The sequence below is a fragment of the Phenylobacterium sp. genome (assembly GCF_013911965.1).
GTDB lineage: Bacteria > Pseudomonadota > Alphaproteobacteria > Caulobacterales > Caulobacteraceae > Phenylobacterium.
The window spans coordinates 38,451-53,458 of sequence record NZ_JACESE010000010.1 but is presented as its reverse complement, the minus strand read 5'-3'; the positions used below and the strand labels follow the sequence as shown (position 1 = coordinate 53,458).

Below are 15,008 nucleotides of genomic sequence, written 5' to 3'. Positions count from 1 at the left end.
GCGCGGAAGGATCGTGCTACCACCACGCCATGACGTTCCAGTCGACTCTCCAGTGGGCCAGCCGGGGCTGGCGCGGCCCGGCGTTCGCCGCCCTGGTCGCGCTGATCGCCGGCCTGCCCGGCGTCTTCGCCATGCCGCCGCTCGACCGGGACGAATCGCGATTCGCCCAGGCGACGGCGCAGATGCTGGAAACCGGCGACTTCGTGGTGATCCGGTTCCAGGACGAGCCGCGCTTCAAGAAGCCGATCGGCATCCACTGGCTGCAGGCGGCCAGCGTCTCCCTCGTCTCGGCGGCGGAGGATCGGGAGATCTGGGCCTATCGCCTCCCCTCGCTGCTGGGCGCCATGCTGGCGGCGGCGGCCTGCGCCTGGGGGGCGGCGGCCTTCTTCGGCCCCACGTCGGGCCTGCTGGCCGGCGCCATGCTCGGCTCGACCTTCCTGCTGTCCACCGAGGCCTTCATCGCCAAGACCGACGCCGTGCTCTGCGGGTTGACGACCCTGGCCCTGGCCGCCATGGCGCGGATCTACGCCGCGGCGCGGGAAGGGCCCGCCGTGAGCTGGCGGACGCGCCTCCTGTTCTGGACAGGACTGTCCGGCGCATTGCTGGTCAAGGGTCCGGTCGCCCTGGTCGTCGTCGGGCTGACGGCGGCGGCGCTCGTCCTCTGGGACCGGCGCGCCGACTGGCTCGCGCGGTTCGGCTGGGCCTGGGGCCCGATCCTGCTGATCGCCCTGGTGGGCCCCTGGGCCTGGGCCGTCACCGTGGCCACAGACGGCCATTTCTGGCGGGAAGCCATCATGGGCGACCTGGCGCCGAAGCTGGCCGGCGGCCATGAGAGCCATGGCGCCTGGCCCGGCTACCACACGCTCGGCGTCTGGTTCCTGGCCTTTCCGCTGAGTCTTCTCATCCCGGCAGGCCTCATCTTCGGCTGGCGCCACAGGGCCGAGCCCGGCGTCCGCTTCGCCCTCTGCTGGCTCGTTCCGGCCTGGCTCTTCTTCGAGATCGCGCCCACTAAGCTCGTCCACTACACCCTGCCGACCTACGGCGCCCTGGCCTGGCTGGCGGCCGCGGCCCTGCAGGCGCCCATCGGACGGCTGGGACGCTGGAGCGGCGCGATCCTTGCCGGGCTCGCGGGCCTCGTCTTCGCCGGCGTCAGCTTCTATCTCGTGTCCCGGTTCGGCGGCGCGGCCGACGCCACGGCCGCCGCCGCAGCCGGCGGCTTCCTGGCCGCCGCCGGCCTGGTGGGCGGCTTCATGCTGGTCAGCAAGGCGCCGAAGGGTGCGATCGTGGCGGCCATGGGCCTGGCGATCATGGGCCACGGCGTGCTGGCCGCGGCCCTCGTCCCAGGCCTCGCGCCCCTGTGGCTGTCGGAGCGCGTCGCCCGCGCCATGGCCGAGGCCCGTCTGCTGCCCCGCCAGGGCATGGCGCCGCCGCCCGTGGCCGTCGCCGGCTACGCCGAGCCCAGCCTGGTCTTCGCGCTGGGCACGCCCACCGACCTCGGCGACGCGCCCGAGGCGGCCCTGGCCATCGCCACCTTCCGGCCCGCCGTCGTCGAGGCGGCTCAGGAGGCGGCGTTCCGGCGCCTGCTCGACGCCCGCGGCCTCACCGTCCGCCAGGTGCGCGAGGTCCGGGGCCTGAACTATTCCCACGGCGCCCCGGTGCTGCTGCGGATCTATGTGAACGCCGAGCCGCGGCCCGCCCAGCCGCGGGCCCTGCCCCCCACGGAGGCTGCGCCATGAGCCGCAGGATCGAAATCGTCGAGGTCGGACCGCGCGACGGACTGCAGAACGAGTCCGCAATCCTCGAGGTCGACCAGAAGCTCGCCTTCATCGACCGCCTGCGAAGGGCCGGCGCCCGGCGGATCGAGGTGGTCTCCTTCGTCAATCCCCGCCGCGTGCCGCAGATGGCGGGCGCCGAGGAGATCATGGCCGGCCTCCCGGCCGCCGAGGGCCTGTCGCGCATCGGCCTGGTGCTGAACATGAAGGGCTGGGAGCGCGCCGCGGCCGCCGGATGCGAGGAAGCCAATGTGGTGGTCTGCGCGACCGACGGATTCGGCGTCCGCAACCAGGGCGCGTCGGTCGCCGAACAGATGGCGACGCTGGCCGCCATCGCCGAGCGGCGCGCCGCCGAGGGGGGGCCGGCCTTGTCGGTGACCTTCTCCGTCGCCTTCGGATGTCCCTTCGACGGGGAGGTGAGCGAGGATCAGGTGGTCGCTCTGGCGCGCGAAGCCGGCGCCCTGGGCGTGCCGGAGATCGCCATCGCCGACACGATCGGGGTCGCCGACCCCTGGACCGTCCGCCGTCGCATCGCCGCCGTGCGCGCCGCCGCGCCCGAGGCTCGCCTGCGCGTCCACTTCCACGACACCCGCAACACCGGACTGGCCAACGCCTATGCGGCGGTCGAGGCCGGCGTGCAGGTGCTCGACGCCAGCTGCGGCGGGCTGGGCGGCTGCCCCTTCGCGCCGAACGCGACGGGCAACATCGGAACCGAGGACCTGGTCTACATGCTGGAGCGGGCCGGGTTCGAGACCGGCTATGATCTCGGCCGCCTGATCGAGACGGCCCAGTGGATGGCGGAGATCCTGGGCAAGCCGCCGGCCGCCTCCGTCAGCCGGGCCGGTAGCTTTCCGAACGCCTAGATCGCCCGGCCGGTGATCCGCCACAGGATCGGCCGCGCCACGGCGGCGCCGACCACCAGGGGGCCGATGAGCCAGGCGGCGACGCGCTGTCCGAGCCCCTGGGCCCGCTTGCGGAAATAGCGGGCGAGACCGAGGCCCTTGTAGAGTTCCACCCGCAGCGGACTGGCGCGGCTGGTGTGGCCCAGATGGACGACCTCGGCGGTCGGGTGGAACATGACTTCGCCGCCCGCCTCGCGGACCCGCCAGCACAGGTCGATGTCCTCCACGTGGAGGAAGTAGCCCTCGTCGAAGCCGTTGATGCGACCGTAGTCGATGCGGCGCATGGCGAAGAAGGCGCCGGAGATGGTCGGCACCGCGCAGAGCTCGGCCGGCGCGTCCTGATTCTCCCAATGCACTTCGTAGCGCTGGAGCGCCGGCACCCGGCGGGTGAGGCTGGAAAGCGACAGCAGGGCGGCCATGGGCGTGATTTCGCCCCGCCGTGCGCCGCGCTGCTCGCTGCGGTCGGCGTTCAGCACCCGCCCGCCGACGAGCCGCATGCGCCCCCCCTCCAGCACCGCCGCGGCGAGGGCGGAGGCCGCGCCGGGCTGCAGGAAGGCGTCGGGGTTGAGGAAGATCAGCACATCACCCGTGGCCGACTGCGCGCCGATGTTGGCGCCGCGGGCGAAGCCCACATTGCCGTGGCCCGTGACCAGGCGCAGCCGCCGGTCGCCGGCCGCCACCGCGCGCATCGCCGCCGCCTCGCGTGCGTTCGAGCCGTTGTCGACGAGGACGAACTCATCCACCTCGGGGTCGGCGAGCACACAGGCGAGGCTCTGCTCGAGCGCCTCGCCCGTCATGTACACGACCATGATCACCGAGATACGCGCCCGGGGGGCGATGCCGTCCGGCGTCGCAGCGGATTCGACCGCTACGAAGGATGCGCCGATGTCGTTCATCCAGCCTCCATGGCCTCGGCGGACACCGAATACTCCGCCTCGCCCCGAGCCTCGCGCTCAACATCGGGCGGAAGCGCCTCGGTGGCAAGCCTCGTCACCGCCTCGGCCACCGTCAGGATCTCCTGCCCCTGCGAACCCAGGCGCCGCAGGGCGACCTTGCCCTCCTCCGCCTCGCGACGACCGACCACGGCGATCACGGGCGCCTTGGCCAGGCTGTGCTCGCGAATCTTGTAGTTGATCTTCTCGTTGCGCAGATCGGTTTCCACCCGCAGGCCCGCCGCCGTCATCTTCGCCGCCACCTGACGCGCGAAGTCGTCGGCGTCGGAGGTGATCGTGGCCACCACCACCTGAGTCGGGGCAAGCCAAAGCGGGAAGGCGCCGGCATAGTTCTCGATGAGCATGCCGATGAAACGCTCCATCGAACCGGCGATCGCCCGGTGCAGCATCACCGGCCGCTGCTTGGAGCCGTCCTCGGCGATGTAGGAGGCGTCCAGGCGCTCGGGCAGGACGAAGTCCAGCTGCAGCGTGCCGCACTGCCAGGTCCGGCCGATGGCGTCGCGCAGGTGGAATTCGAGCTTGGGCCCATAGAAGGCGCCTTCGCCGGGCAGATGCTCCACGCCCATGTTCACCGCCGCGCGCGCGGCGCGCTCCAGCTTCTGCTCGGCGATGTCCCAGATCTCGTCGGTGCCGGCGCGCACGTCGGGGCGCAGGGCGAGCTTCACCGAGTGCAGCTCGACGCCGAAGTCCGCATAGGCCGAGTTCAGCAGGCGGACGAAGCGGCGCGTCTCCTCCTCGATCTGGTCCTCGCGGCAGAAGATGTGGGCGTCGTCCTGGGTGAAACCGCGGACGCGCATGATGCCGTGCAGGGCGCCCGAGGGCTCGTAGCGGTGGCAGGCGCCGAACTCGGCCATGCGCAGGGGCAGGTCGCGGTAGGACTTCTGACCGACGTTGAAGATCTGGACGTGGCCCGGGCAGTTCATCGGCTTGACGGCCAGGCTCTCGCCCTCCTCCGTCTCGCAGACGAACATGTTGGCCCCGAACTTCTCCCAGTGACCGGAAGCCTCCCACAGGGAGCGGTCCAGGATCTGGGGCGTCTTGACCTCCTCGTAGCCGTCGGCGGCGAGCCGACGACGGATATAGGCTTCCACCGTGCGGTAGAGGGTCCAGCCCTTGGCGTGCCAGAAGACCATGCCCTTGCCCTCTTCCTGGATGTGGAAGAGGTCCATGGCCTTGCCGATCTTGCGGTGGTCGCGCTTCTCGGCCTCCTCGATGCGCTGGATATAGGCCTCGAGGTCGGCCTCATTGGCCCAGGCCGTGCCGTAGATGCGCTGAAGCTGGGCGTTGCGATGGTCGCCGCGCCAGTAGGCGCCGGCCAGCTTGGTCAGCTTGAAGGCCTTGCCCACGTGCCGGGTCGACGGCAGGTGCGGCCCGATGCAGAGGTCCTTCCAGCCGCCCTGCCAGTAGACGCTGATCTCCTCGTCGGCCGGCAGGTCCTCGATGATCTCGGCCTTGTACGCCTCGCCGATCCCCTTGAAGTGGGCGATGGCCTCGTCCCGGTTCCAGACCTCTCGGCGGATCGGCTCGTCGCGCTCGACGATCTCGCGCATCTTGGCTTCGATCTTGGGGAAGTCGTCGATGCTGAAGGGCTCGTCGCGGGCGAAGTCGTAGTAGAAGCCGTCCTCGATCGACGGGCCGATCGTCACCTGGGTGCCGGGGAAGAGCTCCTGCACCGCCTCGGCCAGGACGTGAGCGGCGTCGTGGCGGATGGTCTCCAGGACCTCCGGATCGTCACGCGTCAGGATCTGGAAGGCGCCGCCGTGGCGCAGCGGCCGCTCCAGGTCGAGGAGCACGCCGTCGACCTTCACCAGCACGGCCTTCTTCTCCAGCGACTTGGAGATGCCGGCGGCGATCTGGCGGCCCGTGACGCCGTCCTCGAACTGGCGTTTGGACCCGTCGGGGAAAACAAGCTCGATCATGATTCACACGTCCATTTCCGCGCCTCGGGCCTCTCGGAGCCGGGCGGCGGGGGCGGCGGGTCATATCCCGAACCGCCCCAGGGGTTGCATCGGCACAGCCGGCTGGCCGCAAGCATCGAGCCGCGCCAGGGGCCGTGGTCGATCAGGGCCTGGGCCGCATAGTCCGAGCACGTCGGCAGGAAGCGGCACTGGCGTCCGATCAGGGGGGAAAGCGTCAGCTTGTAGGCGCGGTGGGCGCCTCTGACGCAGGATTCGTAGAGAGTCATGCCGGCCGCAGGCTTGCGAGTCCTCGCAGCGCTTACGTCTCAGGGGCGGTCAAATCAAGCCGCGCCGGCGCGGCTAGTTCGCTCCATGGCCTGGCGCACGGCCGCGGCCGCGGCCTCGAACGCCAGCAGCGTCGAGGCGTGTCGGGCGGGATAGTCCTTCACCGGCGCAAGCATCGAAAGGTCCGAAAAACGTCCTTCGGGCGGCTCTCCGCCCGCCTTCAGCATAGCACGGAAGGCGTCGCGGGCCATCTCGATCTCGGCCAGGCTGGCGCCGAGGACGTGCGCGCCCAGGACCGCGGCCGCGGCCTGGCCGAGCGCGCAGGCCTTCACGTCCTGGGCGAAGTCGACGACGCGGTCGCCCTCGACGGCCACGTCCACCACGACGCGGCTGCCGCACAGCTTGGCCGTCTTCTCGGCCGAGCCGTCCGGCGCAGCCAGCCGGCCGGCGTGCGGCAGGTTGGCCGCCAGGCTGAGCAGTTTCGCCGAATAGAGCTCGTCGATCATGGGCAGGATGTAGGCGCTCAGGCCCGCGCCCGCCACGCCGCCTCGGCGCGTTCCTTCAGCGCCTCGCCCATGGCCGCGAAGCCGCGTCTGAGCGGGCGCTGGATGCGCTTGGCCGAGCGGGGGCCGAGCAGCCCCAGGAACCACTCGCCGTTGGAGAGGATGCAGGCATGGTCGGCCACCTGCTCGATCTCGATGTAGCGGATGGCCGTGCCGAAGCCGCCGGCGACGCTGGTGCGCCAGTGGATCTGCTCGTTGGGCACCCAGTCGACGATCTGGGCGCGCACCTCGCGCGGCGCCTGTTCGGGCAGGGTGAGCGTCAGCGACAGCGGCGCGCCGATGGCCAGCCGGCCTTCGGCGCGGGAATAGAGCGGGTTCCACTCCGGCCAGGCCGCCGGATCGGCGAGGTTCTCCCACAACACGTCCGGCGGGGCCTGCACGCCGATGCGGTGCTCCACCTTCAGGCCCTTGGGTCCGGCCGCCTGCTTCTTCTTGCCGAAGCCGAAGCCGGGCATGAAGGAGGGGCGGAGTTGGCTGTCGTTGCGGTTGGGGCTCAGCATGGTCAGCTCGGCTCCTTCAGGCGCCAGGTGGCGCCGGTCGCGGAGTCCATGACCTCCACGTTCAGCGCGTTCAGTTCGTCACGGATGGCGTCGGCGCGGGGCCAGTCCTTGGCGGACCGCGCCTCGATACGGGCGGCGATCAGCGCCTCCACCCGCGTCTTCAGGTCCTCGTCGGCCCCGCCCTGGAACCAGGCCTCCGGGTCCGACTGCAGGAAGCCCATCAGCCTGCCCGAGGCCAGCAGCTCGCCCTTGGCCCTGGCCTTCTCTTCGGGCGAGCCGGTCTCCAGCGCCGAGGCGAGCGCGAAGAGCTCGGCCATGGCCTGGGCGGTGTTCAGGTCGTCTTCGAGCGCGGCGAGGAACTTCGGCGCCGGCGCATCGGTGGACGGCGTGACGTCGGCCGCCCGCCGCAGGGCGCCGTAGAGCCGGTCGAGCGACTTGCGCGCCTGCTCGATCAGCTCGCCGGACCATTCCAGCGGCGCGCGGTAGTGGCCGACGAGCAGGGCCCAGCGCACCGCCTCGCCCGGCGCCTGCTTCACCAGGTCGTGGACAAGGACGACATTGCCCAGGCTCTTGGACATCTTCTCCGAACCGAAGTTCAGGAAGCCGTTGTGCAGCCAGTAGCGGGCATAGTCGCCCGTATGGCCGCCCTCGCAGCCGTGGGCGGCGCAGACGCCTTGCGCCAGCTCGTTCTCATGGTGGGGGAAGATCAGGTCGTTGCCGCCGCCATGGATGTCGATGGGCAGGCCGAGCGCCTGTTCGATCATGGCCGAGCACTCGATGTGCCAGCCGGGCCGCCCCGGCCCCCAGGGGCTCTCCCAGACGGGCTCGCCCGGCTTGGACGGCTTCCACAGGACGAAGTCGGCCGGGTGGCGCTTGTAGGGGGCCACATCCACGCGGGCCCCGGCGATCAGGTCCTCCAGGGAGCGGCCCGACAGCTTGCCGTAGTCGGGATAGGCCTGGGTGTCGAAGAGGACATGGCCTTCCGCAGCGTAGGCGCCGCCCTTCTGGACCAGGGTCGCGATCATCGCCTGGATGGCGTCCATGGTCTGGGTGGCGCGCGGCTGGAAGGTGGGGCGAAGCGCGCCCAGCGTCGCCATGTCGCGGTTGTAGATCTCGATATAGCGCTCGGTGATCACGTCGATGGCGACGCCCTCGGCCTGGGCCTTGGCGTTGATCTTGTCGTCCACGTCCGTGACGTTGGCCGCATAGAGGACCGCCTCGTCGCCATAGGCGTGACGCAGCAGGCGGAAGAGGACGTCGAACACCACCACCGGGCGGGCGTTGCCGATGTGGGCGTAGTTGTAGACCGTCGGTCCGCACACATACATCGTCACCCGCTTGGGATCGGCGGGAACGAAGGGCCGCTTGGCGCGGGCCATGGTGTCGTAGAGATTCAGGGACATCGGCTACACTGACGCTGCGGAACGGTTGCCCGGTCGGGCGCTCGACCCATATACAGATCGCCCGGGCGGGAAGACAGGGGGCGCATCTGCTCAAGCTTCCGGCCCGTAGAAAAGGGTGGCACGCGTCATTTCCGGGACCTTCGTCCCGGCGCAACTCAGCCCTGGAAAGACCCATTCACGCCATGGACGCCATCACCAGCGACCGGAACCTGAACGGTCCGGACTCCCTTCAGCCCGTCGAACGCCCCACTCGCGAAGAGGCCATGGCCGCCGTTCGCACCCTGATCGCCTGGGCGGGGGACGATCCGCGCCGCGAAGGCGTGCTCGATACGCCCAAGCGCGTGGTCGACGCCTATGCGGAATGGTTCGAGGGCTACGGCGCCGACCCCGCCAAGGAGCTGTCGCGCACCTTCGAGGACGTGCAGGGCTATGACGACATCGTCATGCTGCGCGAGATCGAGGTGGAGAGCCACTGCGAGCACCACATGGCGCCGTTCCTGGGCAAGGCCTATGTCGCCTACATGCCCACCAACCGCGTCGTCGGCATCTCCAAGATCGCCCGGGTGGTCGAGATCTTCGCCAAGCGTCTCCAGACCCAGGAGACCATGACCCAGCAGATCGCCGACGCCATCACCGACAGCCTGCGCCCGGCCGGCGTGGCCGTCCTGATCGACGCCCAGCACCAGTGCATGACCACCCGCGGCGTCCACCACCGCCACGTGGGCACCATCACCACCCAGTTCACCGGCGTCTTCCGCACCGACGCCAGCCTGCGCCAGCGGTTCCTGGACTTCGTCAACAAGCGCTGAGGCGTAGGCCCCCTCCGGCCCTGCGGGCCACCTCCCCCTCGCCGAGGGGGAGGATCTGCTCAGCGGTTGCGGACATCTCGGCGCCAAGATGCTCCCCCTCCCAGGGGGAGCTGGCGCGAAGCGCCTGAGGGGGCGTCCGCCTCCGCCCTTTGCGGCCGGTGGACCAGGGTCACCAGGACGAAGCTCAGCATCATCAGCAGGTACCAGGAGCCCATCTTGGCGACGGAGACCGGCGTCCAGCCGTCCTGCTGCTCGGGATAGACCCAGGCCGAGGCGTAGGTGCCGAGGTTCTCCGCCACCCAGATGAAGAAGGCCGTCAGGACCGCCCCCAGAACGAGCGGCATGCGGCGCGCCGTCCGGTCCGGCGTGAACCGAATCCAGGTGCGCCCGAAGACGAGGACCGACAGGGCGAACAGGCCCCAGCGGATGTCGGGCAGATAGTGGTGCGTGAAGAAGTTGGCGTAGGACAGCAGCGCCAGGATCCACGGCGCCCAGAGCGGCGGATAGTTCTCGAACCTGATCTCCATCAGCCGGATGATGCGGGCCATGAAGGAGCCGACGCAGGCGTACATGAAGCCTGAGAAGAGCGGGACGCCGCCGATCCGCAACAGGCTCTCTTCCGGATAGGTCCAGGACCCTTGCGCGGTCTTGAAGACCTCCATGGCCGTACCGACCACGTGGAAGACGGCGATGACCACGGCCTCGCGCGGCCGCTCCAGGCGGGTCGCCAGCAGGAAGACCTGCAGGGCGACGGCCGCGATCACCAGGAAGTCGTAGCGGGCCAGCGGCGCATCGTCCGGCCACAGGAAGTGCGTGCCCACCAGCAGGGCCAGCATGGCGCCGGCATAGAGGCAGGCCCAGGCCTGCTTCAGGCCGAACAGCAGGAACTCGTAGGCGTGGCCGCGCCAGGGCGAGCGCTCGGCCCAGGGCCTGGCCCAGGCGTCGAAGGCCTCGACCCGGCCCTTGATCCGGTCCTTCAGGCTCAGCGTCGGAGCTCCGCCAGGAGCAGGTTGGCGGCCGCCTCGGGAGAGCCCTCCCCGGTCAGCGCCACGGCCACGAAGGCGCGGGTCTGCATCGAGTAGGCGACCACGGCCTTGGCGCCCGGCAGGCCGCCGGAGTGGCCGAGCCAGACGTCCGTGGCGGCCGGGTCGGCGGCGGAAAGATCGCTGACCATGACGCCCAGGCCGTAGTGGCCGGGACCGACGCCGGTCATCGGATAGAGACGGTAGAAGCGGCGGCGGGTCGCCTCCGGACCGTGCAGCCGGTCGGCCAGCAGGTCGCGCCAGAAGCGCACCATGTCGAGCGAGGAGGCGGCCACGGCGCCGGCGGCATAGGGCGTGGAAATCTCGTCGGCCGTTCCCGGCGCGGCCTCGGCCGGCGCCGGCGGCGCAAGCCCCTCGACCTTGGCCTGCGGGGCGATGAAGACGGTGTCCTCCAGCTCGCGCCGGGCGGCGATCCGCTCGGCCAGGGCCTCATGCCAGGGCTTGCCGTCCACGGCTTCGATGATCTGGCCCAGCAGGACGTAGTTGGTGTTGGAATAGGACCAGGCCGCCCCCGGCTGGAACAGCGGCGGATGGGCCGCGGCGACGGCGAGCAGCTGCTCGGGGCTCTTGTAGCCGGGCGTCGCGCGCAGGGTCTCGTCGGCCTGGAAGCTGTAGAGGCCGCTGGTGTGGGCCAGCAGGTCCTCGAGAGTGATCCAGGCGGCGTTCGGCATCGCCGGGGCCCAGCGGTCGAGGGTGTCGGTCAGGGACAGCTGGCCGGCCTCGACCATCTGCATGACGGCGGTGGCGGTATAGGCCTTGGCCACGCTCGCCCAATGGAAGCGGGTCGGCAGCGGGCCTTCATCGGCGCGCCAGGCCTGGGTCCAGACGCTGCCGTCGGGTTCGGCGACGGCGGCGGTGATCGCCTTGACGCCCGGCATCTTGCCGACCGCCTCGGTCAGGCGGGCCTCGTAGTTGTCACGGATGACCGGTTGCAGGCGCGTCGAGGCCGAGGTCTTGGCGATCTCGAACTGCCAGTCGCCGATCTGCTGGCGTAGAGCCCCGCCGGCATAGTCGGCGCGGCCGTCCTTGGGCGGCTCGGGCTTCCGCCGGCCCAGGCCGAAGGGCCAGGCGGCGAGGGCCGGCGCCGGCGCGGCGGCGGCGGCGGCGGCCGAGGCGATCAGGGCGCGGCGGCTCAGGCTCATGGCATGTCTCTCCCTCGCTCGGCCTCCCCCTGGACCGGAAGGAGGGCTATAGCATGGCCATGTCCGAGCGCTTCCCCACCCTGACCGACACGCACGCCCTCGAGCGGGGCGAGACCATCGCCCCCCGCTTCGACGACAACGGCCTGATCGCCGCCATCGCCACCCACGCCGACACTGGCGAGGTGCTGATGTTCGCCTGGATGAACGCGCAGGCCCTCGACCTGACCCTGAAGACGGGCAAGGCCCACTACTGGAGCCGCTCGCGCCAGGAACTGTGGCTGAAGGGCGAGACCAGCGGCCAGGTTCAGCTGGTCGTCGAGACGCGGATCGACTGCGATCAGGACTGCGTCTGGATCAAGGTCCGGCCGCAGGGCGACGGCGGCGCCTGCCACGTCGGCTTCCGCTCCTGCTTCTATCGCGTCGTCGAAGACGGGAAGCTGGTGGAACGGCCCGAGTGACGGGCGCCGCCGGTCCTGCCTAGACCTTCGTCAGGCCCGACACGCCGCCTTCGCCGGGCGTGGCGGTGAAGGCCGCGCGCACGCCCGTCTCATAGTCCTTGGAGACGATGGAGGAGACGGTCATCAGCTCGCCCTTGACCTCGTCCGGCGTCAGGGTCAGCAGGACGAATCCCTTGGCGTCGTGGTCGGAGAAGACGATCTCCTTGGCGCCCTTCATGTAGAGCTCGCCCACCGGCAGGCCCTTCACATAGTCGCCGGCGCCGGGGCTGGTGATGCCGGTCGTGCCGAACTCCACCGCGCGCAGGGCGCCCTCGTCGTCATAGAGCTCGTTGGCCCAGAAGGCGTGGCTGTCGCCGGAGATGACGACGGCCTTGGCGCCGGCGGCGGCCACGGCGTCGTAGAGGCGCTCCCGCGCGGCCGGATAGCCGTCCCACATGTCGAGACCGTAGGGCAGGCCCATGGCGGCCAGACGCTCCATCTGGTCGATGCGCTTGGCGATGTCCTCCGGCTGGGTGGCGATGGCGGCGGCGACCGCCTCCTCGCCCAGCACCGAGCGCGGGCTCGGCACGTCGACCCGGGCCATGACCACCTGGTTGCCCAGCACCTGCCAGGTGCGGCCCGCCTTGACGGAGTCGGCGACCTCCTTGGCGAACCAGGCTTCCTGGGCCTCGCTCATCATGCGGCGGGCGGGATCGTGCAGCTTCTTGCGGAAGGCCGGGATGTCGGGCTTGCCGTCCACCACGGGCAGGTCGCGGGCGTAGTCGAGCTGCTCGTCACGGGCCGTCAGCCGCGTCTCCAGCATGATCAGGCTGACCAGGTCGCCGAAGTGGAAGGTGCGGTTCATGGCCTCGAAGGCGCCGCCGGGCGCCGGATCGCGGATCGGCATCCACTCGAAATAGGCCTTGAGCGCCGCGGCCTTGCGGGCGTTCCAGTCGCCCTCGGCCTCCGACTGGTGGTTCTCGGCGCCGCCGAACCAGGAGTTGTTGGCCGTCTCGTGGTCGTCCCAGGCCACGATCCAGGGCGCGCGGGCGTGCGCCGCCTGCAGGGCCGGGTCCGACTTGTACTGGGCGTGGCGCGTCCGGTAGTCGGAGAGGCTGACGATCTCGTGCGGCGGATCGTGCGGCCGCTCGCCCGCCACGGCCGAGGTCATGCCGTAGGAGCCTTCGCCCCCGTACTCGTAGATGTAGTCGCCGAGGTGGACGACGGCGTCGAGCTTGGGCAGGTCGGCGATGGCCTGGTAGGCGTTGAAATAGCCGTTCGGATAGAGCGAGCAGGAGGCCACCGCGAGGACCACCTCGAGCGTCTCGCCGGTGGAAGGCGTCCGGGTGCGGCCCATGGGCGAGGTCACGCCGTTGGCTTCGAACTCGTAGGTGTAGGCGCGGTCCGGATCGAGGCCGGTGACGTCGATCTTCACCGTGTAGTCCCGGTCGGGGCCGGTGACGCCGCTCCCCGACTTGGCGCTGCCCGCCCGGCGGTCCACCGGATTGATGCGCCAGGTGTAGGCGATGGGCGCGCTGGTCTCCGCCTTGGGCGTGATGCGGGTCCACAGGATCATGGCGTTCGGCAGGGGATCGCCGGAGGCGACCCCGTGTTCGAAGGCCACGGGGCCCTCATAGGCGCCCTGGGCCAGGGCGCCGCTCGCGGGCGCCGCCGCACCGAGGCCAAGGAGGGCGAGCGCCCTGCGTCGATCGATCTTCATGATGGTGTCCCCCAACTCGCGCCATGTGGTCGGCCGTGCAATAGAGAGCGCTTCTGCGACAGGAGAATGATGCCCATGGCCAGCGAGACCCTGCACGTCCCTCGGGAGAAGCTTACGAAAAAGACGCTCCAGCTCCACTATGCGATCGCCTCGCTGATGGAGGAGATGGAAGCGGTCGACTGGTACCGTCAGCGCGCGGACGATTGCGACGATCCCGAGCTGAAAGCCATCCTTCTTCACAACGCGAAGGAGGAAATGGAGCACGCGGCCATGGTCCTGGAATGGATCCGCCGAAATGACGAGCAGTTCGACGGCCAGTTGCGCGAGTACCTGTTCACCGAAGGCTCCATCACCGGCCAGGAGGAAGAGTCGGCGGGCAAGCATGGCCTCTGAGGCGGGCCTTCCGCCGAGCGAGACCGACGACGGCGAGGCGGCCGACGTGCTTCGCCTGGAGATCGGTCCGGACGCCGCCGGCGAACGGCTGGACAAGGCGCTGTCCAGCCTGGCCGAGGGCCTGTCCCGGGCCCGCCTGCAGGCCCTGATGGCGCAGGGGGCGGTGACGCGGGACGGCCTGGTCCTGACCGACCCCTCCGCCCGCGCCCAGGCGGGAACCTACGAGGTGGCGATCCCGCCGCCGGCCCCGGCCGAACCCGAGCCGCAGGACATTCCGCTCGCCATCCTCTTCGAAGACGCCCACCTCATCGTGGTGGACAAGCCGGCGGGCATGGCCGTCCACCCGGCGCCGGGAACCCCGGACGGCACGCTGGTGAACGCGCTGCTGCATCACTGCGGCGACAGCCTCTCGGGCGTGGGCGGCGTGGCGCGGCCGGGCATCGTGCACCGCATCGACAAGGACACGTCGGGCGTGCTGGTCTGCGCCAAGAGCGACGCCGCGCACCAGGGCCTGTCGGCCCTCTTCGCCGCCCACGACATCGAACGGACCTATGTGGCCCTGACCCGCGGCGCGCCCTATCCGCCGCGGGGCACGATCGAGACGCGGCTGGGCCGCTCGACCCACGACCGCAAGAAGATGGCCGTCCTGCGCACCGGCGGCCGGGAAGCCGTCACCCACTACGACACGACGGCGATCTTCGGCCCGGCCGAGCGCCCCCTGGCCGCCCGCGTCGCCTGCCGGCTGGAGACCGGTCGCACGCACCAGATCCGCGTCCATCTGGCGTCGAAGGGCGCGCCCTGCCTGGGCGATCCCGTCTACGGCTCGGGCATGCCGGCCGCGCCGGTCCGCGAGGCCATGGCCCGCGCCGGCCTTTTCCGCCAGGCCCTGCACGCCGCCGTCCTCGGCTTCGTCCATCCGGTGACCGGGGAAACGGTCCGGTTCGAGAGCCCCCTGCCCGCCGATATGGCGCAGCTTGAAGCTCTGCTCACCCAGCTCTGAGAATTTCGCGAAGCCGACATCCGCCAGGCGCCTTGCTTGCGCCCAGATCGCCGCGTAGAAATACCTGAGTTGAGAAGTCGGATTTTATCGGGCCGTCTCCTCCCCGACGGTCTTCCGCCCGACGAAACCAATACCTATCTGGGACGGTTGAGGGGGCGGACGGTCCGCGCGCGTCTGGCGCGGCGACC

Annotated in this window: 15 protein-coding genes; 6 read left to right on the top strand and 9 right to left on the bottom strand. The window is 70.5% G+C overall.

What is annotated here, in order from left to right:
- The first annotated feature begins 29 nt into the window (after positions 1-29).
- Together H2041_RS11610 and H2041_RS11605 are read left to right on the top strand one after the other, a co-directional pair.
- Positions 30-1,736, top strand: coding sequence for a glycosyltransferase family 39 protein (locus H2041_RS11610; RefSeq protein WP_293412811.1), 1,707 nt, complete (start codon positions 30-32; stop codon positions 1,734-1,736).
- Positions 1,733-2,635: a hydroxymethylglutaryl-CoA lyase gene (locus tag H2041_RS11605; protein ID WP_293412809.1), complete on the top strand. Its 903-nt coding sequence runs from the start codon at positions 1,733-1,735 to the stop codon at positions 2,633-2,635. The genes H2041_RS11610 and H2041_RS11605 overlap by 4 nt, the downstream gene beginning before the upstream one ends.
- Here the strand turns inward: H2041_RS11605 and H2041_RS11600 are convergent.
- The 6 genes from H2041_RS11600 to cysS are packed head-to-tail and all read right to left on the bottom strand — an operon-like array spanning position 2,632 to position 8,276.
- The gene (locus tag H2041_RS11600) at positions 2,632-3,570 is read right to left on the bottom strand and encodes a glycosyltransferase family 2 protein (RefSeq protein ID WP_293412807.1); all 939 of its coding nucleotides are present in this window, start codon (positions 3,568-3,570) and stop codon (positions 2,632-2,634) included. The two genes, H2041_RS11605 and H2041_RS11600, sit on opposite strands and share 4 nt — an antisense overlap.
- On the bottom strand, positions 3,567-5,546 hold the full coding sequence (thrS, locus tag H2041_RS11595; RefSeq protein WP_293412805.1) for a threonine--tRNA ligase: 1,980 nt from the start codon (positions 5,544-5,546) through the stop codon (positions 3,567-3,569). The genes H2041_RS11600 and thrS overlap by 4 nt, the downstream gene beginning before the upstream one ends.
- A complete protein-coding gene (gene yidD / locus H2041_RS11590) occupies positions 5,543-5,812 on the bottom strand; it encodes a membrane protein insertion efficiency factor YidD (protein ID WP_293412804.1) in 270 nt (89 codons plus the stop codon). Before yidD ends, thrS begins: the two co-directional genes overlap by 4 nt.
- 54 nt (positions 5,813-5,866) lie before the next feature.
- Complete coding sequence (locus tag H2041_RS11585) at positions 5,867-6,316, bottom strand: iron-sulfur cluster assembly scaffold protein (protein WP_293412998.1); 450 nt, start codon at positions 6,314-6,316, stop codon at positions 5,867-5,869.
- 17 nt (positions 6,317-6,333) lie between these two features.
- Positions 6,334-6,873 carry an SRPBCC domain-containing protein gene (locus tag H2041_RS11580; protein WP_293412803.1) on the bottom strand — a complete coding sequence of 180 codons (540 nt, stop codon included), beginning with the start codon at positions 6,871-6,873 and terminating at the stop codon, positions 6,334-6,336.
- 2 nt (positions 6,874-6,875) lie between these two features.
- Entirely contained in the window at positions 6,876-8,276 is a 1,401-nt protein-coding gene (gene cysS, locus H2041_RS11575; RefSeq protein ID WP_293412801.1) for a cysteine--tRNA ligase, read from the bottom strand.
- A gap of 182 nt (positions 8,277-8,458) precedes the next feature.
- Between cysS and folE the strand changes: the two genes are divergently transcribed.
- Positions 8,459-9,085 carry a GTP cyclohydrolase I FolE gene (gene folE / locus H2041_RS11570; protein WP_293412799.1) on the top strand — a complete coding sequence of 209 codons (627 nt, stop codon included), beginning with the start codon at positions 8,459-8,461 and terminating at the stop codon, positions 9,083-9,085.
- A gap of 59 nt (positions 9,086-9,144) precedes the next feature.
- Here folE and H2041_RS11565 read toward each other — a convergent pair whose 3' ends face one another.
- Together H2041_RS11565 and H2041_RS11560 are read right to left on the bottom strand one after the other, a co-directional pair.
- A complete protein-coding gene (locus tag H2041_RS11565; protein WP_293412996.1) occupies positions 9,145-10,071 on the bottom strand; it encodes a DUF817 domain-containing protein in 927 nt (308 codons plus the stop codon).
- On the bottom strand, positions 10,068-11,270 hold the full coding sequence (locus H2041_RS11560) for a serine hydrolase (protein WP_293412797.1): 1,203 nt from the start codon (positions 11,268-11,270) through the stop codon (positions 10,068-10,070). Before H2041_RS11560 ends, H2041_RS11565 begins: the two co-directional genes overlap by 4 nt.
- A gap of 59 nt (positions 11,271-11,329) precedes the next feature.
- Between H2041_RS11560 and hisI the strand changes: the two genes are divergently transcribed.
- Entirely contained in the window at positions 11,330-11,728 is a 399-nt protein-coding gene (hisI, locus tag H2041_RS11555) for a phosphoribosyl-AMP cyclohydrolase (protein ID WP_293412994.1), read from the top strand.
- Between the two features lie 19 nt (positions 11,729-11,747).
- Here hisI and H2041_RS11550 read toward each other — a convergent pair whose 3' ends face one another.
- On the bottom strand, positions 11,748-13,427 hold the full coding sequence (locus H2041_RS11550) for an alkaline phosphatase D family protein (RefSeq protein WP_293412795.1): 1,680 nt from the start codon (positions 13,425-13,427) through the stop codon (positions 11,748-11,750).
- Between the two features lie 75 nt (positions 13,428-13,502).
- Here H2041_RS11550 and H2041_RS11545 point away from each other — a divergent pair, with 75 nt between their 5' ends.
- Together H2041_RS11545 and H2041_RS11540 are read left to right on the top strand one after the other, a co-directional pair.
- The gene (locus H2041_RS11545; protein WP_293412793.1) at positions 13,503-13,820 is read left to right on the top strand and encodes a ferritin family protein; all 318 of its coding nucleotides are present in this window, start codon (positions 13,503-13,505) and stop codon (positions 13,818-13,820) included.
- On the top strand, positions 13,810-14,820 hold the full coding sequence (locus H2041_RS11540) for an RluA family pseudouridine synthase (protein WP_293412791.1): 1,011 nt from the start codon (positions 13,810-13,812) through the stop codon (positions 14,818-14,820). The genes H2041_RS11545 and H2041_RS11540 overlap by 11 nt, the downstream gene beginning before the upstream one ends.
- Positions 14,821-15,008: the final 188 nt, after the last annotated feature.

Excerpts from the sequence above, each read along its gene's own strand:
- H2041_RS11610 (WP_293412811.1), top strand. The coding sequence starts at position 30 with ATGACGTTCCAGTCGACTCTCCAGTGGGCCAGCCGGGGCTGGCGCGGC.
- H2041_RS11605 (WP_293412809.1), top strand. The coding sequence starts at position 1,733 with ATGAGCCGCAGGATCGAAATCGTCGAGGTCGGACCGCGCGACGGACTG.
- H2041_RS11600 (WP_293412807.1), bottom strand. The coding sequence starts at position 3,570 with ATGAACGACATCGGCGCATCCTTCGTAGCGGTCGAATCCGCTGCGACG.
- thrS (WP_293412805.1), bottom strand. The coding sequence starts at position 5,546 with ATGATCGAGCTTGTTTTCCCCGACGGGTCCAAACGCCAGTTCGAGGAC.
- yidD (WP_293412804.1), bottom strand. The coding sequence starts at position 5,812 with ATGACTCTCTACGAATCCTGCGTCAGAGGCGCCCACCGCGCCTACAAG.
- H2041_RS11585 (WP_293412998.1), bottom strand. The coding sequence starts at position 6,316 with ATGATCGACGAGCTCTATTCGGCGAAACTGCTCAGCCTGGCGGCCAAC.
- H2041_RS11580 (WP_293412803.1), bottom strand. The coding sequence starts at position 6,873 with ATGCTGAGCCCCAACCGCAACGACAGCCAACTCCGCCCCTCCTTCATG.
- cysS (WP_293412801.1), bottom strand. The coding sequence starts at position 8,276 with ATGTCCCTGAATCTCTACGACACCATGGCCCGCGCCAAGCGGCCCTTC.
- folE (WP_293412799.1), top strand. The coding sequence starts at position 8,459 with ATGGACGCCATCACCAGCGACCGGAACCTGAACGGTCCGGACTCCCTT.
- H2041_RS11560 (WP_293412797.1), bottom strand. The coding sequence starts at position 11,270 with ATGAGCCTGAGCCGCCGCGCCCTGATCGCCTCGGCCGCCGCCGCCGCC.
- hisI (WP_293412994.1), top strand. The coding sequence starts at position 11,330 with ATGTCCGAGCGCTTCCCCACCCTGACCGACACGCACGCCCTCGAGCGG.
- H2041_RS11550 (WP_293412795.1), bottom strand. The coding sequence starts at position 13,427 with ATGAAGATCGATCGACGCAGGGCGCTCGCCCTCCTTGGCCTCGGTGCG.
- H2041_RS11545 (WP_293412793.1), top strand. The coding sequence starts at position 13,503 with ATGGCCAGCGAGACCCTGCACGTCCCTCGGGAGAAGCTTACGAAAAAG.
- H2041_RS11540 (WP_293412791.1), top strand. The coding sequence starts at position 13,810 with ATGGCCTCTGAGGCGGGCCTTCCGCCGAGCGAGACCGACGACGGCGAG.